The organism is Streptomyces sp. NPDC089424, assembly GCF_044749345.1.
Taxonomy (GTDB): domain Bacteria; phylum Actinomycetota; class Actinomycetes; order Streptomycetales; family Streptomycetaceae; genus Streptomyces.
In genome coordinates, this window is record NZ_JBIVHU010000012.1 from 23,237 (window position 1) to 42,298 (window position 19,062).

Genomic DNA, 19,062 nt, shown 5'->3' on the forward strand with positions numbered 1-19,062 from the left:
CGCCCCTTAGGTCGGCTGCACCACCGCCAGCAGCAAGCCCGGCTCCACCTGCTGTCCCGGTTTGGCGTGCAGTGCGGTGAGTGTGCCGTCGGCCGGTGCCGAGATCTGGTGCTGCATCTTCATCGCCTCCAGCCAGATCAGGGGCTGTCCGGCCGTCACGGTGGCGCCTTCGGCCAGTTGCTCGGCGACGCGGACGACGGTTCCCGGCATCGGTGCGAGGAGGGAGCCCGGAGCGTGCTGGGCCGTGGCGTCGGGGAAGCGGGGCAGGGCGGTGAGGCGGGTGGCGTTGACGTGGACCTGGTCGCCGTAGCGTGCGACGGCGAACTTCCGCCGCACTCCGTCCACGTCGAGGACGACCTCGTCGGCGCGGGCGTGGACGACGCGGACGCCTTCCGCGGTCAGGCCCTCGCGGGTGTGCCGGTAGTGGACCTCGTGTTCCTCGCCGGCCATCAGGTAGCGCTTGGTCTGCGGCTGCGAGGGGACGTTGCGCCAGGCGCCGAAGCGGCCGCGGCCCGCGGCGTCGGCGAGGGCGGCCGCCAGCGGGGCGTGGGGGTCGGGGGCCGGTTCGGTGAGCTCCTGGAGGTGGCGGCCGTAGAAGCCGGTGTCCATGCGGGCGGTCGTGAACTCCTTGTGGCGCAGCGAGCGGACCAGGAGGTCACGGTTGGTGGCCGGGCCGTGGACCGTGGCGCGTTCGAGGGCACCGGCCAGTCTGCGGACGGCTTCGGCGCGGGTGGGGGCGTGGGCGACGGCCTTGGCGAGCATCGGGTCGTAGTGGACGCCGATGTCGTCGCCGTCGGTGTAGCCGGTGTCCAGGCGGATGCCGTCGGGGACGTCGAGGCGGTGGAGGGTGCCGGTCTGCGGGGCCCAGTCCCGCGACGGGTCCTCGGCGTAGAGGCGGGCCTCCACGGCGTGGCCGCGCGCGGGCGGCGGTTCCGCCTCGAGGGCGTGGCCCTCCGCGACACGGATCTGCTCGGCGACCAGGTCGACCCCGAACACCGCCTCCGTCACCGGGTGTTCGACCTGAAGGCGGGTGTTCATCTCCAGGAAGTGCGCGCGGCCGTCCGCGACCAGGAACTCGACGGTCCCGGCGCCCACGTAGGAGACCGCGCGGGCGGCGCGCACCGCCAGGGCGCACAGTTCCTGCGCGAGCGCCTCGGACAGGCCGGGTGCCGGGGCCTCCTCGATCACCTTCTGGTGGCGGCGCTGGAGGGAGCAGTCGCGGGTGCCGAGGGCCCACACCGTGCCGTGGGTGTCGGCGAGGATCTGCACCTCGACGTGCCGGCCGTCCTCGACGTACGGCTCGACGAACACCTCGTCGTCGCCGAAGGCTCCGAGCGCCTCCGCGCGGGCGGCGGTGAGCTCGGCGTCGAGGTCCGCGAGGCGCCGTACGACGCGCATGCCGCGTCCGCCGCCGCCCGCGGCCGCCTTGACCAGGACCGGGAGGTCGGTCTCGGTGACCTCCCGCAGGGGGGCGATGCCGAGGAGTTCCTTGGCGCGGGTCTTGGACGCCATGGCCTCGATGGCTGCCGGGGGCGGGCCGATCCACACCAGCCCCGCGCCCCGCACCGCGCGCGCGAAGTCGGCGTTCTCGGAGAGGAAGCCGTAGCCCGGGTGGACCGCGTCGGCGCCGGACGCGAGGGCGGCCCTGACGATCAGGTCGGCGCGCAGATACGTCTCGGCGGGCGTCGCTCCCGGCAGCCGTACGGCGGCGTCGGCCACCCGGGTGTGCAGGGCGCTCGCGTCGGCGTCCGAATGCACGGCGACGGTGCGGATGCCGAGCTCACGGCAGGTGCGGAAGATCCGGCAGGCGATCTCGCCCCGGTTGGCGACAAGAACGGTGGTGATCACTGGGCCTCACATCCGGAAGACGCCGAAGCCGCCGCGCACGCCCTCGTAGGGGGCGGTGTGGATCGCGGACAGGCACAGGCCGAGGACGGTTCGGGTGTCGCGCGGGTCGATGACGCCGTCGTCGTACAGGCGCCCGGACAGGAACATCGGCAGGGACTCCGACTCGATCTGCTGCTCGACCATCGCGCGCAGGGCGGCGTCCGCCTCGTCGTCGTAGGGCTGTCCCTTCGCGGCGGCGGACTGGCGGGCGACGATGGACAGCACGCCCGCGAGCTGCTGGGGGCCCATGACGGCCGACTTGGCGCTGGGCCAGGCGAAGAGGAAGCGCGGGTCGTAGGCGCGGCCGCACATGCCGTAGTGGCCGGCGCCGTAGGAGGCGCCCATCAGGACGGACAGGTGGGGCACCCTGGAGTTGCCGACCGCGTTGATCATCATCGCGCCGTGCTTGATGATGCCGCCCTGCTCGTAGGTGCTGCCGACCATGTAGCCGGTGGTGTTGTGCAGGAAGAGCAGCGGGATGTCGCGCTGGTTGGCGAGCTGGATGAACTGGGCCGCCTTCTGCGACTCCTCGCTGAACAGCACCCCTTGGGCGTTGGCGAGGATGCCGACGGGGTAGCCGTGCAGGGTCGCCCAGCCGGTGGCCAGGCTGGTCCCGTACAGCGGCTTGAACTCGTCGAAGTCGGAGGCGTCGACGAGCCGGGCGACGACCTCGCGCGGGTCGAAGGGCACCTTCAGGTCGCCGGGGACGATGCCGAGCAGTTCGTCCTGGTCGTACTTGGGGGGCTCGGCCGGACCCGGATCCTCGTACGCCTTGCGGTGGTTGAGGCGGGCGACGACGCGCCGCGCCTGGCGGAGCGCGTCGGGTTCGTCGACGGCGAAGTAGTCCGCGAGACCGGAGACGCGCGCGTGCATGTCCGCGCCGCCGAGGGACTCGTCGTCGCTCTCCTCGCCGGTGGCCATCTTCACCAGGGGCGGGCCGCCGAGGAACACCTTGGCGCGCTCCTTGACCATGATGACGTGGTCGGACATGCCGGGGATGTACGCGCCGCCGGCCGTGGAGTTGCCGAAGACGACGGCGACGGTCGGGATGCCGGCCGCCGACAGCCGGGTGAGGTCCCGGAAGATGGCCCCGCCGGGGATGAAGATCTCCTTCTGGGAGGGCAGGTCGGCGCCCCCGGACTCCACCAGGCTGATGCAGGGCAGGCGGTTGGCGAGGGCGATGTCGTTGGCGCGCAGGGCCTTCCTCAGGCTCCACGGGTTGCTGGCGCCGCCCCGTACGGTCGGGTCGTTGGCGGTGATCAGGCACTCCACGCCCTCGACCACGCCGATGCCGGTGACGAGCGAGGCGCCGACGGTGTGGTCGCTGCCCCAGGCGGCGAGCGGGGACAGCTCCAGGAACGGCGTGTCGGGGTCCAGGAGCAGTTCGATGCGCTCGCGGGCGAGGAGCTTGCCGCGCCCGCGGTGCCGGGCGACGTACTTCTCGCCGCCGCCCGCGAGGGCCTTGGCGTGCTCGGCGTCGAGGTCGGCGAGCTTGGCGAGCATCGCGTCGCGGTTGGCCCGGTACTCGGGGCTCGTGGGGTCGAGCGCGGAGGTCAGGACGGTCACAGCAGGGCCTCCGGGATGTCCAGGTGGCGGGAGCGCAGCCATTCGCCGAGGGCCTTGGCCTGCGGGTCGAAGCGGGCCTGCGCGGCGACGCCCTCGCCGAGGACGCCCTCGACGACGAAGTTGAGGGCGCGCAGGTGGGGCAGGTCGTGCCGGGTGACGGGCAGGTGGCGGGCCTCGGGGATCAGCTGCCGGAAGCGGTCGGCGGTCAGCTCGTGGGCGAGCCACCGCCAGGCCTCCTCGGTGCGCGCCCACACACCGACGTTGGCGTCGCCGCCCTTGTCGCCGCTGCGGGCTCCGGCGACGAGACCGAGGGGGGCGCTGCGGGTCGGGCCGGCCGTAAGCGGCGCGGGCAGCGGCGTTGCCTCGACGGGTTCCGGTACGAGGGTCTCCCGCGGCGGGTCCACGGGCAGACGGCGTCCGTCGTGCAGGACCGCCGTGTGCGGGGCGTCGTCCTGGGGGACGTGCACGGCCTCGAAGACCCCGTAGGGGGTGCCCTTCCCGGGGGGCGCCAGCACATGGAAGCCCGGGTAGCTGGCGAGGGCCAGTTCGACGGCGGCGGCGCCGAGGGCCTGGCCCACGGCCTCCTGGTCGGCGTCGCGCACGACGAGACGCAGCAGGGCGCTGGCCGTCTCCTCGGTCCCCGCGTCGGGACGGTCGGTGCGCACGAGGTCCCACTGGACCTCGGCGGGCGGCGACTTGGCGAGGGCGTCCGCCATCTGCCGCCGGACGAGGGCGGCCTTGGCCTCGATGTCGAGGCCGGTCAGCACGAAGGTGACCTCGTTGCGGAAGCCGCCGAGCCGGTTGCGGCCGACCTTGAGCGTGGGGGGCGGGGCCTCGCCGCGCACACCCTCGACACGGACCCGGTCGGGGGCCTCCTGGGTGAGGCGGACGGTGTCGAGGCGGGCGGTGACGTCGGGGCCGAGGTAGCGGGCGGCGCCGGTCTCGTAGAGGAGCTGGGCGGTGACCGTGCCGACGTCGACGAAGCCGCCGGTGCCGGGGTGCTTGGTGATGACGGCGGTGCCGTCGGCGTGGATCTCGGCGAGAGGGAAGCCGGGGCGGCGCAGATCCGCCTGGCGGGCGCCGAAGAAGGCGTAGTTGCCGCCGGTGGCCTGGGTGCCGCACTCCAGGACGTGACCGGCGACGACGGCGCCGGCGAGGCGGTCGTGGTCCCCGGGCCCCCAGCCGAAGTGCGCGGCGGCCGGCCCCGTCACCAGCGCCGCGTCGGTCACCCGGCCGGTGATGACGATGTCGGCGCCCTCCCGCAGGCAGGCGGCGATGCCGAAGCCGCCGAGGTAGGCGTGGGCGGCCAGCGCACCCGGGTGGGCGGCGGTGAGGTCGTCGCCCTCGACGTGCGCGACCCGCACGGGTATGCCGAGGCGGTCGGCCAGGTGCCGCACGGCGTCCGCGAGCCCGGCCGGGTTGAGGCCACCGGCGTTGGTGACGACGCGCACCCCTCGGTCGTGGGCGAGGCCGAGGCACTCCTCCAGCTGGCGCAGGAAGGTACGGGCGTAGCCGGCCCCGGGGTCCTTCAGCCGGTCGCGGGCCAGGATGAGCATGGTCAGCTCGGCGAGGTAGTCGCCGGTGAGGACGTCGAGTTCGCCGCCGGTGAGCATCTCGCGCATGGCGTCGAAGCGGTCTCCGTAGAAGCCGGACGCGTTGCCGATGCGCAGGGTCACCGGGCGTCCCCCTTCGGCGGACGGCCGTCGCCGGGCGGGCCCGCGAAGGCCTGGGCGATGTCCAGCCAGCGGTCGGCGTCCGCGCCCTCGGCGCGCACGTCCAGGTCGTCGCGGTGGGCGCGCTGGGTGACCAGGAGCGCGAAGTCTCGCGCGGATCCGATGACACGCTGGGCGGCGTCCTCGGGCCCGTACGTCAGCACCTCGCCCGACGGGGCGGACAGTTCGACGCGGAACTCCTCGCCGGGCGCGGGCAGGCCGTGGGCGGCGAAGGCGAAGTCGCGGGCGCGGACGCCGATGCGGACGACGTGCTTCAGCCGGTCGGTGGGGGCGCGTTCGACCCCGAGGGCGTCGGCGATGTCCTGGCCGTGGGCCCAGGTCTCCATGATCCGTCCGGTGGCCATGGAGGCGGCGGACATCGGCGGGCCGTACCAGGGGAAACGGGCACCGGGCGGGGACGCGCGCAGCGCCGCGTCGAGGGCGGCACGCCCCTGCCGCCAGCTCGCCAGCAGCTCGGCGGGCGCCAGCCGCGCCCCTTCGTCGGCGCCGTCGTCCACGAACGAGTCCGGCGCGGCGAGGGCCTTCTCGACCAGCGCCCGGAACGCGTCCTCGTCGGTGACGGCGAGCAGGGCGGAGCGGTCGGTCCAGGCGAGGTGGGCGATCTGGTGGGCGACGGTCCAGCGGGGTGCGGGCGTCGGCGACGTCCAGCGGTGCGGCGGCAAGTCGGCGACGAGACGGTCGAGTTCGTCGCTTTCGGCACGCAGGTCGTCGAAGACGGGGGTGGGGTCGGCCATGAAGCAGGAGCGTGGCAGCGACGCCGGAACAAATCAAGCACGCTTGCATGATTTTATTTCACGGACTTCGGTGCCCGTGTGCGCATCCTTGGCTACTCTCCGTCATGGGAGGTGGTCGGTGTGCGGAGCCGTGAACTGGACCCGAGTGCGTCGCCGTTGGACTACTACGGCTATGAGCTCAGGCGTTGCCGGGAGGCGGCGGGACTGACACTGGCGCAGCTCGGCTCGATCGTGTTCTGCACCGGGTCGCTGATCGGGCAGATCGAGACGGCGGCGAAGGTCCCCCAACGGGACTTCTCCGAACGGGTGGACGCCGCGCTGGGGACGGACGGGTTGTTCTCGCGGCTGGTGGGGTTGGTGCTGCGCAGCCAGTTGCCGGGGTGGTTCCAGCCGTACGCGGAGATGGAGGGGAAGGCGGCGTACATCTCGACGTATCAGTGCCAGTTGGTTTACGGGCTCCTGCAGACGGAGGCCTACGCACGAGCCGTTCTGAGCGTCGACCACACGCAACATCTGGACGAGATGGTGGCGGCACGGCTGGATCGCCAGCGCATCCTGGAACGCGAGCAGCCGCCCGTGTTGTGGGTCGTTCTGGACGAGGCCGTGCTGCATCGGGAGATCGGCGGCCGCACGGTGATGCGGGAGCAACTCGCCCGCCTGTCGCGCCTCGTCGGCCAACCTTGGCTGGAGATCCAGGTGCTGCCCTTCTCGTCGGGTGAGCACACGGGAATGATGGGCTCGTTCACGCTCCTTCGGTTCGACAGCGATCCGGACCTGCACTACAGCGAGAGCTACGACCAGGGGCACATGACGGCCAATCCGCAAGTGATCAGGGAACGTTCCGTCGGATACGCTCGCTTGCAGGCCACCGCCCTCTCGCCGAGGGACTCGGCCGTCCTGATCGCCCGCGTGATGGAGGAACGCTATGAAGAGCAGCCTGACCGCGACTCAAGCACCGTGGCGTAAGTCGTCGTACAGCGGCAGCAGCGGCGGGGAGTGCGTCGAAGTCGCCGACCTCGGCGCGCACATCGCCGTCCGCGACTCCAAGAACCCCACCCACGGCACCCTCACCCTCGGCGCGCACGCGTTCACCGCCTTCGTGGCCGCGCTCTCGCAGGTAGGTATCACAACGGGTCGGGCGTGACCTGCCAGATGGTGACGAGTTCCGCGCGCGGCGTGATCATGTAGACGAAGAAGCCGCCGGCGACAAACGCATGCCTCGCGCCTTCGTCCGCACCCTGCCACGTCGCACCGTGGAGGTGAAGCGCTTCCGCTGCCCGGACGAGTTCGTCGGCCTTCTTCTCGACCTCGGCGAGGAAGGCCGGCGGCGCACCGGACGCGACCGTCTCCTCGTCAGGGACGTACTCCCAACTCCAGCTCACTCCCCGGCCACCGCGGCAGCCGCACCCCGATAGATTCCGGCGGCAACGCTCAGGTGCTCGCGGGCCTCTTGGTGCGAGCCCGCGAGTTGCGCGAGGTACTCGGCCCGGTGATATTCCTTCGCCGTCCCAGGGTGGCGTTCGATCTCGATCAGCGCGGACCAGTGCCGCAGGCAGGCGTGCACGGGGGCCAGAGAGCCATGCTCCACCGCCTCGGCGAGGGCCTTGTCCTTGGCCTGGTCATACGCAGGCAGGAGCTGTGGGGCCACCACGGCACATGCCGCGCGGAGGGCATCCGGCGTCCGCTCCGGGCGCGGGATCAGCGGTCCGTCACCGGCTGTCTCGGTGTGCTGCACGCTCATGCTGACGTTCCCTTCGTGTCCCCGGCGCATCGCCGGTCACGAATCCGACTCTAGCCCCCGAGCTCCCCGGCGCGCCGTCCCGAGCGTCAGGAAGGTGTTGCCGTCAGTGGGCGTTTGCGGCGGCTCACCTGGGTGCGTACCGCGCCCATGCTCGCCGCGATGACCAGGGCGATGGCCGCGGCCTCCATGGCGGTCAGGGCCTGGTCCAGGACCAGGAAGCCGGCCGTCGCGGCGATGGCGGGCTCCAGGCTCATGAGGATGGCGAACGTGGGCGCGGGCAGGCGGCGCAGCGCGAGGAGTTCGAGGGTGTAGGGCAGGACGGAGGACAGCAGCGCGACGGCCGCGCCGAGCGCGAGGATCTCCGGGTCCAGCAGCTTCGTGCCCGACTCCGCGACGCCCAGCGGCAGGAACAGCACCGCCGCCACCACCATGGCCAGCGCCAGCCCGTCGGCCTGCGGGAAGCGGCGGCCCGTACGCGCGCTGAAGAGGATGTACGCCGCCCACATCGCGCCGGCCCCGAGCGCGAAGGCCGCGCCGACCGGGTCGAGGCTGTCGAAGGTGCCGCCGCCGAGCAGGAAGACGCCGGCCAGGGCGAGGCCCGCCCAGACGAAATTGACGGCGCGCCGGGAGGCGATGACGGACAGGGCGAGCGGGCCGAGCACCTCCAGGGTGACCGCCGGGCCCAGCGGGATGCGGTCCACGGCCTGGTAGAAGAGGCCGTTCATCGCGCCCATGGTGATGCCGAAGACGACGACGGTGCCCCAGTCGGTGCGGGAGTGCCCGCGCAGCCGTGGCCGGCACACCAGCATCAGCACGATCGCGGCCACCGCCAGTCGCAGGCTCACGATGCCGAGCGCGCCGGCCCGCGGCATCAGGCTGACCGCGAGGGCGCCGCCGAACTGCACCGACAGACCGCCCGCCAGCACCAGCCCGACCGGGCCGAGGGAGTCGCCGAAGCGGCCGCCCTGCCGCCCCTGGACCGGCGAGGGCGCGCCCGTCGCGGTCGGCGCGGACGGGGTCGTCGCCGGGGACGAGGGGGTGGCGCTGGGCGTGCTCACGAGGGCCTTCCAAAGGACGGGGGACGAAGACGGGGAACGTTCACCTCGCTGTACTGACCAGTCCAGGGTAATGGACTCGGTCAGGCGTGTGAACTCGGTTTGCCACTGACCACTGTGCCCTCCCGGGCCGCCCGCGCGAAACGCCGTCTCATCCGACGGACGACGCTTCGACCAGGTTTCCCCCAGCGGCTAGTCTCCCCTCGTGGCTGAGATCCGGATTCCCTCTGACATCAAGCCCGCGGACGGTCGTTTCGGCGCGGGTCCCTCCAAGGTGCGGACGGAGGCGCTGGACGCCCTCGCCGCGACCGGCACGTCCCTCCTGGGCACCTCCCACCGGCAGGCCCCGGTCAAGAACCTGGTCGGGGCGGTCCGCGAGGGCATCCGAGAGCTGTTCCAGCTCCCCGACGGCTACGAGGTGATCCTCGGCAACGGCGGCTCGACCGCGTTCTGGGACATCGCGACGCACGGCCTGATCGAGAACAAGTCGCAGCACCTGTCCTTCGGCGAGTTCAGCTCGAAGTTCGCCAAGGCCGCCAAGCTCGCCCCGTGGCTCGCCGAGCCCGACATCATCACCGCCGACCCGGGCACGCACCCCGAGCCGCAGGCCGCCGCGGGCGTGGACGTCTACGCGTTCACCCACAACGAGACCTCGACCGGTGTCGCCATGCCCATCAGGCGGGTGGCCGGCGCCGACGAGGGCGCGCTGGTCCTCGTGGACGCGACGAGCGGCGCCGGCGGTCTGCCGGTCGACATCGCCGAGACCGACGTCTACTACTTCGCCCCGCAGAAGTCCTTCGCCTCCGACGGCGGACTGTGGATCGGCGTCTTCTCCCCCGCCGCGATCGAGCGCGCCGAGCGCGTCCACGCGTCCGGGCGGCACGTGCCGGAGTTCTTCAGCCTGCCGACGGCGATCGACAACTCCCGCAAGAACCAGACGTACAACACCCCGGCACTGGCCACCCTGTTCCTGCTGAAGGAGCAGCTGGAGTGGCTGAACGGCCAGGGCGGACTGGACTGGGCGGTGCGGCGTACGGCGACCTCCGCGCGCACGCTGTACGGCTGGGCCGAGGACATCAAGTACGCCAACCCGTTCGTCGCCGACCCGGCCAAGCGCTCGCAGGTCATCGGCACGATCGACTTCACCGACGAGGTGGACGCCGCGGAGGTCGCCAAGGTGCTGCGCGCCAACGGCATCGTCGACACCGAGCCCTACCGCAAGCTCGGCCGCAACCAGCTCCGGGTCGCGATGTTCCCGGCGATCGACCCGGCGGACGTCGAGGCGCTGACGAAGTGCGTCGACCACGTGATCGAGCAGCTGTAGCCGTACGCACGCGGCGTACGCGGCACCAGGCAGGGCAAGGGGCCCGGAGCGTCACGCTCCGGGCCCCTTGCCGTAGCTCCGGCGGCCTACTTGCTCAGCTTCCGGAAGCGGCGCACCGCGAGCGGCAGGAAGATCAGGGTCAGCACCGCCGGCCACACCCCCGCCATCAGCAGCGCGTGCTGCTCGATCCAGGAGCCGCCCCCGCCGACCGGCGTCCCGAACAGCTCACGGGTCGCCGCGGCCGTGGAGGAGATGGGGTTCCACGCGGCCACCCAGCCCAGCCAGTCCGGCATCAGCTGCGGGGCGACGAAGATGCTGGAGATCATCGTCAGCGGGAAGGCCACGGCGAACAGCCCGCCCGCCGCCTCCGGGTTGGGCACCAGCAGACCGAGCCAGACGCCGATCCAGATCAGCGCGAACCGCAGCCACAGCAGCAGCCCGAACGCGGCGAGGAAGCCCGGCCCGCCGTCCGGCCGCCAGCCCATGGCGAGCGCGGTCAGCATCATGATGGCCAACTCGGCGCAGGCCACGATCAGATCGGTCACCCCGCGCCCGGCGACCACCGCGGAGGAGGCCATCGGCATCGAGCGGAACCGGTCGATGACGCCCTTGGTGGAGTCGTACACCACGACCGTGGCGGTGTTGATGAAGCCGAACGCCATCGTCATCACGAACATGCCCGGCATCAGGAAGTCCTTGTAGTCCCCGCCGCCGGGCACCTTCATGGCGCTGCCGAAGACATAGCCGTACAGCAGGACCGACAGGATCGGGAAGCCCAGCTGCCAGGCGATGTTGACCGGCTGGCGCCGGTAGTGCGTCAGGCCGCGGCGGACGATGTTCCAGCAGTCGGCGAGCAGCCAGTACGTCCGTCCGCGGGGGGCCGGGCCGGCCAGGTCGACGGCGCTCATGCGGCGGGCTCCTTCGCTTCCGTGCGGTGTCCGGTCAGACGCAGGAAGACGTCGTCGAGGCTCGGCCTGCGCAGCCCGATGTCCTCGACCCGGACGCCCTCGTCCTGGAGGGTGCGGGCGACCTCCGTCAGCGCGGTCACTCGGTCGGTGACGGCGGCGTGCACCCGCAACTCGGCCTCGTCCGTCTCCGGTTCGCCGTCGGAGACCCGGGCGACCACCTTCACCGCCCGCGTGATGTCCGAGCGCTCGGCGACCACGACCTCGATCCGGTCGCCGCCGATCAGGTTCTTCAGCCCGTCCGGGGTGTCGTCGGCGATGGCGCGCCCCTGGTCGATGACGGTGACACGGGAGGCCAGCTTGTCGGCCTCCTCCAGGTACTGGGTGGTGAGCAGCACGGTCGTGCCGCCCGCGACCAGTTCCCGGACCGACTCCCAGACCTCGCCGCGGCTGCGCGGGTCGAGGCCCGTCGTCGGCTCGTCGAGGAAGAGGACCGCGGGGGCCAGGATCATCGACGCGGCGAGGTCGAGGCGGCGCCGCATGCCGCCGCTGTAGTCGCCCACGCCCTTGTCGCCGGCGTCGGTCAGGTCGAACTGCTCCAGCAGCTCGGCGGCGCGCAGTTTCGCCCGCTTGCCGCCCAGATGGAACAGCCGGCCGAACATCTCCAGGTTCTGCCGGCCGGTGAGCACCTCGTCCACCGCCGCGTACTGCCCGGTGAGCCCGATCCGGGCCCGCACCTCGCGCGCCTGGCGGGCCACGTCCAGCCCGGCCACCGTCGCCCGTCCGCCGTCCAGCCGCAGCAGCGTGGACAGGATGCGGACGGCGGTGGTCTTGCCGGCGCCGTTCGGGCCGAGCAGGCCGTGCACGCTGCCCTCACGCACCGTCAGGTCGAAGCCGTCCAGGGCGCGTTTCTCGCCGTAGCGCTTCTCCAGGCCCTCGGCCCGTACGGCGTATCCGTCGCTCATGGGTCCCCCTTCTCCTCTTAACTGGGTACAGCGTACCCGATTACGCGTACGTCGTACCCAGTTTTCGCTCCGACGCCTAGACTGAGCCGTATGACGAGCGGCAAGGGCGGCACCGAGACCAGCGGCAGCGGCGACATCCAGCGGACCCTGGAACTGCTGTGGGACACCGGCCGGCGGCCCAGTCGCGGACCCAAGCCGGGCCTGACGCTCGACCGGATCGTGGAAGCCGCCGTCCGGGTCGCGGACGCGGAGGGGCTGGACGCGGTGTCGATGCGGCGCGTCGCCGCCGAACTGGGCACCGGCGCGATGTCGTTGTACCGCTACGTCCCCGGCAAGGGTGAGCTGCTCGACCTGATGCTGGACCGCGTGCAGCGCCCCTCCGACGAACCGGCCGGTCTCGGCGACGGCGGCTGGCGCGGCGCCCTGGAGGCGCTGGGGCGCGCCACGCTCGACCTCTACCGCCGCCACCCCTGGCTGCTCCAGGTCAACCAGTCGCGCCCGATCCTCGGCCCCGCCGCCATCGAGGGCATGGAGAAGGTCCTCACCCGGATCCGCCCGATGGGCCTCGCCGACCGCGAGCTCGTCTCGGCGATCGTCCTCGTCGACTCCTACGTCGTCGGCGCCGCCCGCACCCAGGTGCACCACGAGGAGGCGGAGCACCGGACGGGCCTGACCGACGCCGAGTTCTGGGAGGCGCAGGTACCGGTCCTGGAGAAGGTCATGGCCAGCGGCCGCTACCCGGTCATGGCCTCCCTGGACGAGAACACCTGGGGCCCCGACTTCGACCACTTCGAGTTCGGCCTCCAACGCATCCTGGACGGCCTGGAAACCCTGGTAACCGCCCGCCGGACCACGCCGGCCCCGCCGAACTCATCAGCGCCGGGGAGCTGAATCGCCTCGCCGGACGCGGCAACCACGACAGGGCGCGGCGGACACGGCGGGCTCCACGGCCGCGACGGGCCGAGCGCGGCAACCGCGACAGGCGCGCCGGACACGGCCATCGCGGCTGCCTCGACGACCGTTGGGGTCAGCCGGGCCCTACAGGCCCGAGGGCCACAACGGCCTCGGCGCCTGAGCGGCCTCAACGGGCGCGGCCGCCGCGACGGCCTCGGTGGGCGCCAAGGGCTCAGCGGGCGGGACACGCTCAGCGCCCCCGGCGGGTATCACCGACTCGGCGGGCACGACGGACTCAGCAAGCCCCGGGCGGCGCAACGGGCGTGACGGGTTCAGCGCCCTCGGCGGGCAGCACCGGCTCGGCGGGCACGACGGACTCGGCAGCCCCCGGGCGGCGTGACCGGCACGACGGACTCGGCAACCCCCGGGCGGCGTGACCGGCACGACGGACTCGGCAACCCCCGGGCGGCGTGACCGGCACGACGGGCTCAGCGGCCCCCGGGCGGCGCAACGGGCGCGACGGGCTCAGCGCTCTCGGCGGGCAGCACCGGCTCGGCGGGCACGACGGACTCGGCAGCCCCCGGGCGGCGTGACCGGCTCAGCGGCATCGGCGCGTGCGCAGGGCAGCCGCCGGCGGGCTAGCGGCGGCGGCGTAGGCGGCTGAGGGCGAGGATCAGGGCGCCCGCGACGGCCACGGCGACGGCCCCGCCGCCGACGGAGATGCCGCCGTCCTCGCTGTTGCCGGCGGCGGAACCGCCCTCCTGGGAGGGGGACTTGCCGGATCCGTCCGCCGCGGAGCCGCCGGGGGCGTCCAGGGGCTCCACCGAACTGCCGGCGCCCTCGTTGCCGAACATCACCTTCGTCCCGTCGGCCGTGTACGTCACCGACTCGCCCTGCCCCAGCGACGGCACGCCGAGCCGCCCGGTGCGCTTGATGCGGCCGTCGTTCCAGTCGTAGGCGAGCGAGCCGAAGTAGCTGCGTACGACGAGCCGTTCGCCGTCCGGGGAGAGCGCCGCGTCGGTGGCCTCCAGGTCGGGGACGGCGGCGACGGGCTCGAAGACGTTCGTGCCGGACGAGGACAGCTGCGCCGGGCCCTCGTACAGGTGCCCGCCGGCCTCGTTCTTGTCGATGACGTAGACCCGCCCCGTCTTCGGGTGGACCACGAGCGACTCGGCGTCCCGCGCCCCGTCGGAGTACTTGACGACGTACTGCGTGGCCCGCAGGGTCTGGTCCTTCAGCTCCTTGGGCTCGGGCAGCCGGTAGATCCAGACGTGGTCCCAGGTGCCGCCGAGGTTGTCGCCGATGTCGCCCACGTAGATCTGGTCGCCGGGCCCGATGGAGACGGCCTCGACGTCACGGGGGCGGCCGACGCCGGTCAGGGTGAGGGTGGCGACGGTCTCGCCGGTCGCGCTGTCCACGGCGTACAGATAGGCGCCGTCGTCGCTGTCGTTGTGGGTCCAGTAGATCCCGGGGTGCTGCCGGGACGCGGCGAGGCCGCTGGACTCGGTGATGCGCGGGTCCTTGATCGTGAACCCCTCGTCGCCGTCGGCTGCGGAGGCGGTCGGCACGGTGAGCGCGCCCGCGAGGAGGGCAGCGGCGAGGAGGGCGAGGGAGCGGCGCATGCCCCCAAGACTGCCATCCCGTCAGGCTTTTCACCGGGGTGGCGGGCCTCACACCCCACCCGCGACGCCGATCGACCATCATGAGCGGATGCTCAGGTTCATGCCCGTAGGCGACTCCATGACCATCGGCAGCGCGGGCGAACACACCTGGCGCTACCGGATGTGGCGGCACCTGTGCGAGACGTACGACGGCCCCTTCACGCTCGTCGGCCCGCGCGAGACGCTGTACGACAAGACGGCCGATGCGCCCGGCTCCCACGCCTACGCGGAGCCCGACTTCCCCCGCGCCCACCTGGCCGGCTGGGGCGAGGGCTGGCTGCACATGGCCCCGCTGATCGGCCCGGCGGTGCGCGAGTGCCGCGCGGACGTGCTGCTGGTCTCGCTGGGCCTGATCGACCTCGGCTTCTACACGAACGCCGAGCAGACGGCCGACAACGTGCGCGCCTTCGTCGCCGCCGCGCGCGAGGCCGCCCCGCGCGTCCGCATCGTCGCGCTCCCGGTGATCCCGAACGTGCGCTGCACGTCGGACGCCCCCTTCGCCGAGCAGGTGACCGCCTTCAACGAACTCCTCGCGAAGGCGGTCGCCGACCTGGACGAGCCCCGCTCGCCGCTGCTGCTGGCCACACCGCCCGCGTCGTACGACATCCACACCGACACCTACGACGGCACCCACCCGAACGCGAGCGGCGAGCACAAGATCGCCCAGGCGTTCGCGGAGGCGCTGCACCAGGGCTGGGGGCTGGGCGCCGCCTACGAGGGCTGATCGGCGACGGCGCGCAGCCCGCGCACGAGCGCGTCGGCGCACGCCCGCGCGGCGGCGCCCGACGGGGCCGCCCCCGTCTCTTGGCCCAGATAGCCGGCCCGCGCCCACGCCAGGGAGGGGCGGTGCGCGGGCGCGAGGCGTTCCGGGGCCCAGTCGGCGGCCGCGTCCTTCGAGCGGATGGCCCCGGTCGCGAGCGTGACCCAGATCCGGGCGAGGGTCAGCAGGACGTTACGGGTGTCCGGGCCCAGGTCGGCCAGCAGCTCCGGGTCGCCCTCGACGATCGCCCGCCGCAGGTCCGCATGCGGGACGGGGGCCGGCAGGGCGGCGGGCGGGGGCCCGTGAAGGGGCGTGTCGCCCTGCCGCACCATGGTGATCAGCGGCGCCAGGTCGGGCATCGGGGCGGGCCGGGCACCACGCCCCGCTCGTACTCGGCCCGCAGCCGTTCGCCGTACAGGAACTCGCAGTTCGGCGGGTGCCGCCACGGACTGACCGCGTCGTGGCGTACGACGGTCAACTCCACCGGGCGGCCCGCCGCCCCGCCGGAGACCTCGAGCAACTCCCGGACAAGTTCCTTGCGTTGGATATGGCTCGTCGGCCCGTCCACGACGGCGAGCACATCGAGGTCGCTGTGTGGACGAAGGCCCGCGAGGACGGCCGAACCGTGCAGGTAGACGCCGAGGACGCGGTCGCCGAGGGTGCGGCGCAGCAGGAGTACCAGGGTGTCGATCTGGGCAGCCGGCATGTCGGTGTCCCTCCGTCCACGGCCTCGGCCGGTCGTCCCGGGTACGCTTCCCTGCTCATGAGCGCGATACGACTGTGGAGAGGCGTCCGCCGGGCGGACGGACCGCTCGCGGTCACCGTCGGGGTGGTGAACCCGCTGGTGTGCTGCGGGCTCCTCCTGATGACGATCGGCGGCGTCCTGGGGGCCGAGGTGACCACCGGCGCGCAGGAGAACGCGGCCGAAGGGCTCGCCCTCCGGCTCTTCGTCTACTGGCTGGCGGGCGGCATGCTGCTGTTCGCCGCGCTCGCCCTGTGGCGCACCCTGCTCACCCATCTCGCCACGCTGGTGCTCACACCGACCGTCGTACTCGGCCTCGCGGTGCTCGTCTCGCGCTGAACGGTGCTTGCCTGGAGCGCACTTCAAGCCGTTGGCTTGGACACCATGAAGTACACGCAGCTCGGACGCACCGGACTCAAGGTCAGCCGCCTCGTCCTCGGCACGATGAACTTCGGCCCGCAGACGGACGAGGCCGACAGTCACGCGATCATGGACGCGGCGCTGGACGCGGGAATCAACTTCTTCGACACCGCCAACGTCTACGGCTGGGGCGAGAACAAGGGCCGTACCGAACGCATCATCGGCAACTGGTTCGCCAAGGGGGGCGACCGGCGGGACAAGGTCGTCCTCGCCACCAAGGTGTACGGCAACATGGCGGGCGACGGCTCCCCCGCCTGGCCCAACCACGACAAGCTCTCCGCGCTGAACATCCGCCGCGCGGTGGACGCCAGCCTCAAGCGGCTCCAGACCGACCACATCGACCTCTACCAGTTCCACCACATCGACCGGGACACGCCGTTCGACGAGATCTGGCAGGCGATCGACGTCCTGGTGCAGCAGGGCAAGATCCTGTACGCCGGGTCCAGCAACTTCCCCGGCTACAAGATCGCCCAGGCCAACGAGACCGCCGCCCGCCGCGGCGGCACCATCGGCCTCGTCAGCGAGCAGTGCCTCTACAACCTCGCCGAGCGCCGTGCCGAGATGGAGGTCATCCCGGCCGCGCAGGACTACGGCCTCGGCGTCATCCCGTGGTCGCCGCTGCACGGCGGGCTGCTCGGCGGTGTGCTGAAGAAGGAGGTCGAGGGCCGCCGGCGCGCCACCGGGCGGGCCGCCGACACCCTGGCCGACCCGGCGGGACGCGCACAGATCCAGGCCTACGAGGACCTCCTCGACAAGCACGGCCTGGAGCCCGGCGAGGCCGCCCTGGCCTGGCTGCTCACCCGTCCCGGCGTGACCGGCCCGATCGTCGGCCCGCGCACCGCCGAGCAGCTGGAATCCGCGCTGCGCGCCGTCGAGCTGGACCTGTCCGACGAACTCCTCGCCGCCCTGGACGACATCTTCCCGGGCCCGGGCCCGTCCCCGGAGTCCTTCGCCTGGTAACAACCACCGCCCAAGGGGCGCGGGGAACTGCGCGACCAGCCACCGACAGCCTCAAGCCCGCCCAACAGCCCGCAGCCCCCGCCCCCCCGGGCGCTACCTCACACCCAACGGCCCACCAACCCCCAAGGGGCGCGGGGAACTGCGCGACCAGCCACCGACAGCCTCAAGCCCGCCCAACGACCCGCAGCCCCCGCCCCCCGGGCGCTACCTCACACCCAACGGCCCACCAACCCCCAAGGGGCGCGGGGAACTGCGCGACCAGCCACCGACAGCCTCAAGCCCGCCGAACAGCCCGCAGCCCCCGCCCCCTGGGCGCCCTCAGCCGGCGGCTACCTGACCGCCGAGGCCAGGGCAACCACCACGAACATGAGTACAAGCGCACCGGCCATGATCCGGTTCCGGGTTTTCGGGTCCACGTACCGAGACTAACCGGCCCCGCCGAGCCGCCGGCGGGCGACCGCCTCGTAGCGCGGCTGCTCCCCCGGCACCCCGGACGTCGGCAGATTGCTCCGCACCAGCGCGAGCTCGTCCACGGTCCAGGTACGGCCGGTGAACCCGGCCAGCGCGTCGACATACGGCCGTACGTCCCGCGCGTCCCGGCTCCGGGCCAGCGTCAGATGGGCCTTGTACCGCCGGTGCTCCCCCATCTCCACCCCCGCCTTGCGCGCAGCCGCCTCCGCCCGCTCCGCCAGCAGCCGCAGCGTCGCGAGGTCCCCCTCCGCCCCGGCCCACAGCGCACGCCCCTGCCCGAACTGCCCACCACCCCGCACCGCCAGCGGAAACGCCGCCGTCCGCCGGGCCGCCCGCCCCAGCCGCTCCGCCAGCTCCGGCACCAGGTCATCGTGGACCTCTCCGTAGAACGCGAGCGTGAAGTGCCACCCGGCCCGCTCGGTCCAGCGCAGCCCGTCCGCACCGGGCAGCCCCTTCAGAGCTCTCACCTCCGAGGCCAGTTCCTCGGCGACGTCCTCGGGCGGCAGCAGGGCGGCGAAGAGTCTCATGAGGCCAGTGTGCGGGTACGCCTCCCACGTCCGGACGCGACCCGGTCACCGTGCGTATCGTTGTACCGCGCGGCTGCGCTCGGGTGAGCGGCAGCCGGGGAGGAGCGCCACGATGACCGTCCTTGAAGACAGGATCGAGATGGCCCGAAGCAGCGGCGAACTCACGCTCGACATGATGTTCGAGTGGCTCGAGAGGATGCCCGTCCCCGAGGGATACAAGGTCGAGATCGTCGAGGGGAACATCTTCATGGCGCCGCAGCGTGACACGCACTGGGAGATCATCGCCGCAATCTACGACCAGCTGCGCACCAAGTACCCGCGCAAGCGCGTGAAGTCCGACGTCCGGATCGACTACCCGGGCCACCTCAACGGCTTCGCCTCCGACGTGACGGTGATGGCCGAGGACGCCGAGAAGCAACCCGGCGGACTCTGGCGCCACGAGGACGTCGAGTTCGTCGCCGAGGTGATCTCCAAGAAGACCGCCGCCAACGACTACGGCCCCAAGAAGGACGCGTACGCGGCCGCCGAGGTCCCGGTGTACCTCGTCGTCGATCCGTACACCGGCCGCTGGCACCTCTACACCCAGCCCAAGGACGGGGAGTACCGGGGCGAGCTCGGCTTCGACTTCGGTGACGAGATCGACCTGACCGGCACGGTGGTCGACCTCGTCCTCAAGACCGACGAGTTCCCCCGCGACTGACCGCACCCCCCGTACCC

21 protein-coding genes are annotated in these 19,062 nt (G+C 72.5%); 8 read left to right on the plus strand and 13 right to left on the minus strand.

The window, feature by feature from the left end:
• Positions 1 to 6 precede the first annotated feature (6 nt).
• The 4 genes from ACIP2X_RS36430 to ACIP2X_RS36445 are packed head-to-tail and all read right to left on the minus strand — an operon-like array spanning position 7 to position 5,920.
• Positions 7 to 1,848, minus strand: a complete 1,842-nt coding sequence (locus ACIP2X_RS36430) for an acetyl/propionyl/methylcrotonyl-CoA carboxylase subunit alpha (protein ID WP_401682180.1) — start codon at positions 1,846 to 1,848, stop codon at positions 7 to 9.
• A 6-nt stretch (positions 1,849 to 1,854) separates the two neighbouring features.
• The gene (locus ACIP2X_RS36435) at positions 1,855 to 3,453 is read right to left on the minus strand and encodes an acyl-CoA carboxylase subunit beta (protein WP_401682183.1); all 1,599 of its coding nucleotides are present in this window, start codon (positions 3,451 to 3,453) and stop codon (positions 1,855 to 1,857) included.
• Positions 3,450 to 5,129 (minus strand): acyclic terpene utilization AtuA family protein, encoded by a 1,680-nt coding sequence (locus tag ACIP2X_RS36440; RefSeq protein ID WP_401682186.1) that lies wholly within the window; start codon positions 5,127 to 5,129, stop codon positions 3,450 to 3,452. The genes ACIP2X_RS36435 and ACIP2X_RS36440 overlap by 4 nt, the downstream gene beginning before the upstream one ends.
• Positions 5,126 to 5,920, minus strand: coding sequence for a TIGR03084 family metal-binding protein (locus ACIP2X_RS36445; protein ID WP_401682189.1), 795 nt, complete (start codon positions 5,918 to 5,920; stop codon positions 5,126 to 5,128). Before ACIP2X_RS36445 ends, ACIP2X_RS36440 begins: the two co-directional genes overlap by 4 nt.
• 78 nt (positions 5,921 to 5,998) lie before the next feature.
• Here ACIP2X_RS36445 and ACIP2X_RS36450 point away from each other — a divergent pair, with 78 nt between their 5' ends.
• Together ACIP2X_RS36450 and ACIP2X_RS36455 are read left to right on the plus strand one after the other, a co-directional pair.
• Entirely contained in the window at positions 5,999 to 6,886 is an 888-nt protein-coding gene (locus tag ACIP2X_RS36450) for a helix-turn-helix domain-containing protein (protein ID WP_401682192.1), read from the plus strand.
• Positions 6,846 to 7,064, plus strand: coding sequence for a DUF397 domain-containing protein (locus tag ACIP2X_RS36455; RefSeq protein ID WP_401682195.1), 219 nt, complete (start codon positions 6,846 to 6,848; stop codon positions 7,062 to 7,064). Before ACIP2X_RS36450 ends, ACIP2X_RS36455 begins: the two co-directional genes overlap by 41 nt.
• Here the strand turns inward: ACIP2X_RS36455 and ACIP2X_RS36460 are convergent.
• The 3 genes from ACIP2X_RS36460 to ACIP2X_RS36470 all read right to left on the minus strand — a co-directional run bounded on the left by ACIP2X_RS36460 (position 7,045) and on the right by ACIP2X_RS36470 (position 8,719).
• A complete protein-coding gene (locus ACIP2X_RS36460) occupies positions 7,045 to 7,302 on the minus strand; it encodes a hypothetical protein (protein ID WP_401682198.1) in 258 nt (85 codons plus the stop codon). The two genes, ACIP2X_RS36455 and ACIP2X_RS36460, sit on opposite strands and share 20 nt — an antisense overlap.
• Complete coding sequence (locus ACIP2X_RS36465) at positions 7,299 to 7,661, minus strand: DUF6247 family protein (RefSeq protein ID WP_401682201.1); 363 nt, start codon at positions 7,659 to 7,661, stop codon at positions 7,299 to 7,301. Before ACIP2X_RS36465 ends, ACIP2X_RS36460 begins: the two co-directional genes overlap by 4 nt.
• Positions 7,662 to 7,747: 86 nt before the next feature.
• Positions 7,748 to 8,719 carry an EamA family transporter gene (locus ACIP2X_RS36470; RefSeq protein WP_401682203.1) on the minus strand — a complete coding sequence of 324 codons (972 nt, stop codon included), beginning with the start codon at positions 8,717 to 8,719 and terminating at the stop codon, positions 7,748 to 7,750.
• A gap of 202 nt (positions 8,720 to 8,921) precedes the next feature.
• Here ACIP2X_RS36470 and serC point away from each other — a divergent pair, with 202 nt between their 5' ends.
• On the plus strand, positions 8,922 to 10,040 hold the full coding sequence (serC, locus tag ACIP2X_RS36475) for a phosphoserine transaminase (RefSeq protein WP_401682206.1): 1,119 nt from the start codon (positions 8,922 to 8,924) through the stop codon (positions 10,038 to 10,040).
• Positions 10,041 to 10,126: 86 nt separating this feature from the next.
• Here serC and ACIP2X_RS36480 read toward each other — a convergent pair whose 3' ends face one another.
• Together ACIP2X_RS36480 and ACIP2X_RS36485 are read right to left on the minus strand one after the other, a co-directional pair.
• Positions 10,127 to 10,948: an ABC transporter permease gene (locus ACIP2X_RS36480; RefSeq protein WP_401682209.1), complete on the minus strand. Its 822-nt coding sequence runs from the start codon at positions 10,946 to 10,948 to the stop codon at positions 10,127 to 10,129.
• On the minus strand, positions 10,945 to 11,910 hold the full coding sequence (locus ACIP2X_RS36485; protein WP_401682212.1) for an ATP-binding cassette domain-containing protein: 966 nt from the start codon (positions 11,908 to 11,910) through the stop codon (positions 10,945 to 10,947). The genes ACIP2X_RS36480 and ACIP2X_RS36485 overlap by 4 nt, the downstream gene beginning before the upstream one ends.
• A gap of 90 nt (positions 11,911 to 12,000) precedes the next feature.
• On the opposite strand from ACIP2X_RS36485, the gene ACIP2X_RS36490 reads away from it, so the two are divergent.
• A complete protein-coding gene (locus tag ACIP2X_RS36490) occupies positions 12,001 to 12,801 on the plus strand; it encodes a TetR/AcrR family transcriptional regulator (protein WP_401682215.1) in 801 nt (266 codons plus the stop codon).
• 641 nt (positions 12,802 to 13,442) lie between these two features.
• Here ACIP2X_RS36490 and ACIP2X_RS36495 read toward each other — a convergent pair.
• Positions 13,443 to 14,426 carry a WD40 repeat domain-containing protein gene (locus ACIP2X_RS36495; protein WP_401682218.1) on the minus strand — a complete coding sequence of 328 codons (984 nt, stop codon included), beginning with the start codon at positions 14,424 to 14,426 and terminating at the stop codon, positions 13,443 to 13,445.
• An 88-nt stretch (positions 14,427 to 14,514) separates the two neighbouring features.
• On the opposite strand from ACIP2X_RS36495, the gene ACIP2X_RS36500 reads away from it, so the two are divergent.
• On the plus strand, positions 14,515 to 15,189 hold the full coding sequence (locus ACIP2X_RS36500) for a GDSL-type esterase/lipase family protein (protein WP_401682221.1): 675 nt from the start codon (positions 14,515 to 14,517) through the stop codon (positions 15,187 to 15,189).
• Here the strand turns inward: ACIP2X_RS36500 and ACIP2X_RS36505 are convergent.
• Positions 15,177 to 15,584 (minus strand): DUF4111 domain-containing protein, encoded by a 408-nt coding sequence (locus ACIP2X_RS36505; RefSeq protein ID WP_401682224.1) that lies wholly within the window; start codon positions 15,582 to 15,584, stop codon positions 15,177 to 15,179. The genes ACIP2X_RS36500 and ACIP2X_RS36505 overlap by 13 nt on opposite strands.
• Positions 15,563 to 15,931 carry a nucleotidyltransferase domain-containing protein gene (locus tag ACIP2X_RS36510; protein WP_401682227.1) on the minus strand — a complete coding sequence of 123 codons (369 nt, stop codon included), beginning with the start codon at positions 15,929 to 15,931 and terminating at the stop codon, positions 15,563 to 15,565. The genes ACIP2X_RS36505 and ACIP2X_RS36510 overlap by 22 nt, the downstream gene beginning before the upstream one ends.
• Positions 15,932 to 15,988: 57 nt before the next feature.
• Between ACIP2X_RS36510 and ACIP2X_RS36515 the strand changes: the two genes are divergently transcribed.
• On the plus strand, positions 15,989 to 16,306 hold the full coding sequence (locus tag ACIP2X_RS36515) for a hypothetical protein (protein ID WP_401682230.1): 318 nt from the start codon (positions 15,989 to 15,991) through the stop codon (positions 16,304 to 16,306).
• 45 nt (positions 16,307 to 16,351) lie between these two features.
• Complete coding sequence (locus ACIP2X_RS36520) at positions 16,352 to 17,347, plus strand: aldo/keto reductase (protein ID WP_401682233.1); 996 nt, start codon at positions 16,352 to 16,354, stop codon at positions 17,345 to 17,347.
• A 425-nt stretch (positions 17,348 to 17,772) separates the two neighbouring features.
• On the opposite strand, the gene thpR is transcribed toward ACIP2X_RS36520, so the two are convergent.
• A complete protein-coding gene (thpR, locus tag ACIP2X_RS36525; protein WP_401682235.1) occupies positions 17,773 to 18,345 on the minus strand; it encodes an RNA 2',3'-cyclic phosphodiesterase in 573 nt (190 codons plus the stop codon).
• A gap of 112 nt (positions 18,346 to 18,457) precedes the next feature.
• Between thpR and ACIP2X_RS36530 the strand changes: the two genes are divergently transcribed.
• Positions 18,458 to 19,045, plus strand: coding sequence for a Uma2 family endonuclease (locus tag ACIP2X_RS36530; RefSeq protein WP_401682237.1), 588 nt, complete (start codon positions 18,458 to 18,460; stop codon positions 19,043 to 19,045).
• Positions 19,046 to 19,062: the final 17 nt, after the last annotated feature.

Coding starts and splice junctions, on each gene's coding strand:
- ACIP2X_RS36445 (WP_401682189.1), bottom strand. CDS start 5,920: ATGGCCGACCCCACCCCCGTCTTCGACGACCTGCGTGCCGAAAGCGAC.
- ACIP2X_RS36455 (WP_401682195.1), top strand. CDS start 6,846: ATGAAGAGCAGCCTGACCGCGACTCAAGCACCGTGGCGTAAGTCGTCG.
- ACIP2X_RS36465 (WP_401682201.1), bottom strand. CDS start 7,661: ATGAGCGTGCAGCACACCGAGACAGCCGGTGACGGACCGCTGATCCCG.
- ACIP2X_RS36480 (WP_401682209.1), bottom strand. CDS start 10,948: ATGAGCGCCGTCGACCTGGCCGGCCCGGCCCCCCGCGGACGGACGTAC.
- ACIP2X_RS36485 (WP_401682212.1), bottom strand. CDS start 11,910: ATGAGCGACGGATACGCCGTACGGGCCGAGGGCCTGGAGAAGCGCTAC.
- ACIP2X_RS36490 (WP_401682215.1), top strand. CDS start 12,001: ATGACGAGCGGCAAGGGCGGCACCGAGACCAGCGGCAGCGGCGACATC.
- ACIP2X_RS36495 (WP_401682218.1), bottom strand. CDS start 14,426: ATGCGCCGCTCCCTCGCCCTCCTCGCCGCTGCCCTCCTCGCGGGCGCG.
- ACIP2X_RS36500 (WP_401682221.1), top strand. CDS start 14,515: ATGCTCAGGTTCATGCCCGTAGGCGACTCCATGACCATCGGCAGCGCG.
- ACIP2X_RS36505 (WP_401682224.1), bottom strand. CDS start 15,584: ATGCCCGACCTGGCGCCGCTGATCACCATGGTGCGGCAGGGCGACACG.
- ACIP2X_RS36510 (WP_401682227.1), bottom strand. CDS start 15,931: ATGCCGGCTGCCCAGATCGACACCCTGGTACTCCTGCTGCGCCGCACC.
- ACIP2X_RS36515 (WP_401682230.1), top strand. CDS start 15,989: ATGAGCGCGATACGACTGTGGAGAGGCGTCCGCCGGGCGGACGGACCG.
- ACIP2X_RS36520 (WP_401682233.1), top strand. CDS start 16,352: ATGAAGTACACGCAGCTCGGACGCACCGGACTCAAGGTCAGCCGCCTC.
- thpR (WP_401682235.1), bottom strand. CDS start 18,345: ATGAGACTCTTCGCCGCCCTGCTGCCGCCCGAGGACGTCGCCGAGGAA.
- ACIP2X_RS36530 (WP_401682237.1), top strand. CDS start 18,458: ATGACCGTCCTTGAAGACAGGATCGAGATGGCCCGAAGCAGCGGCGAA.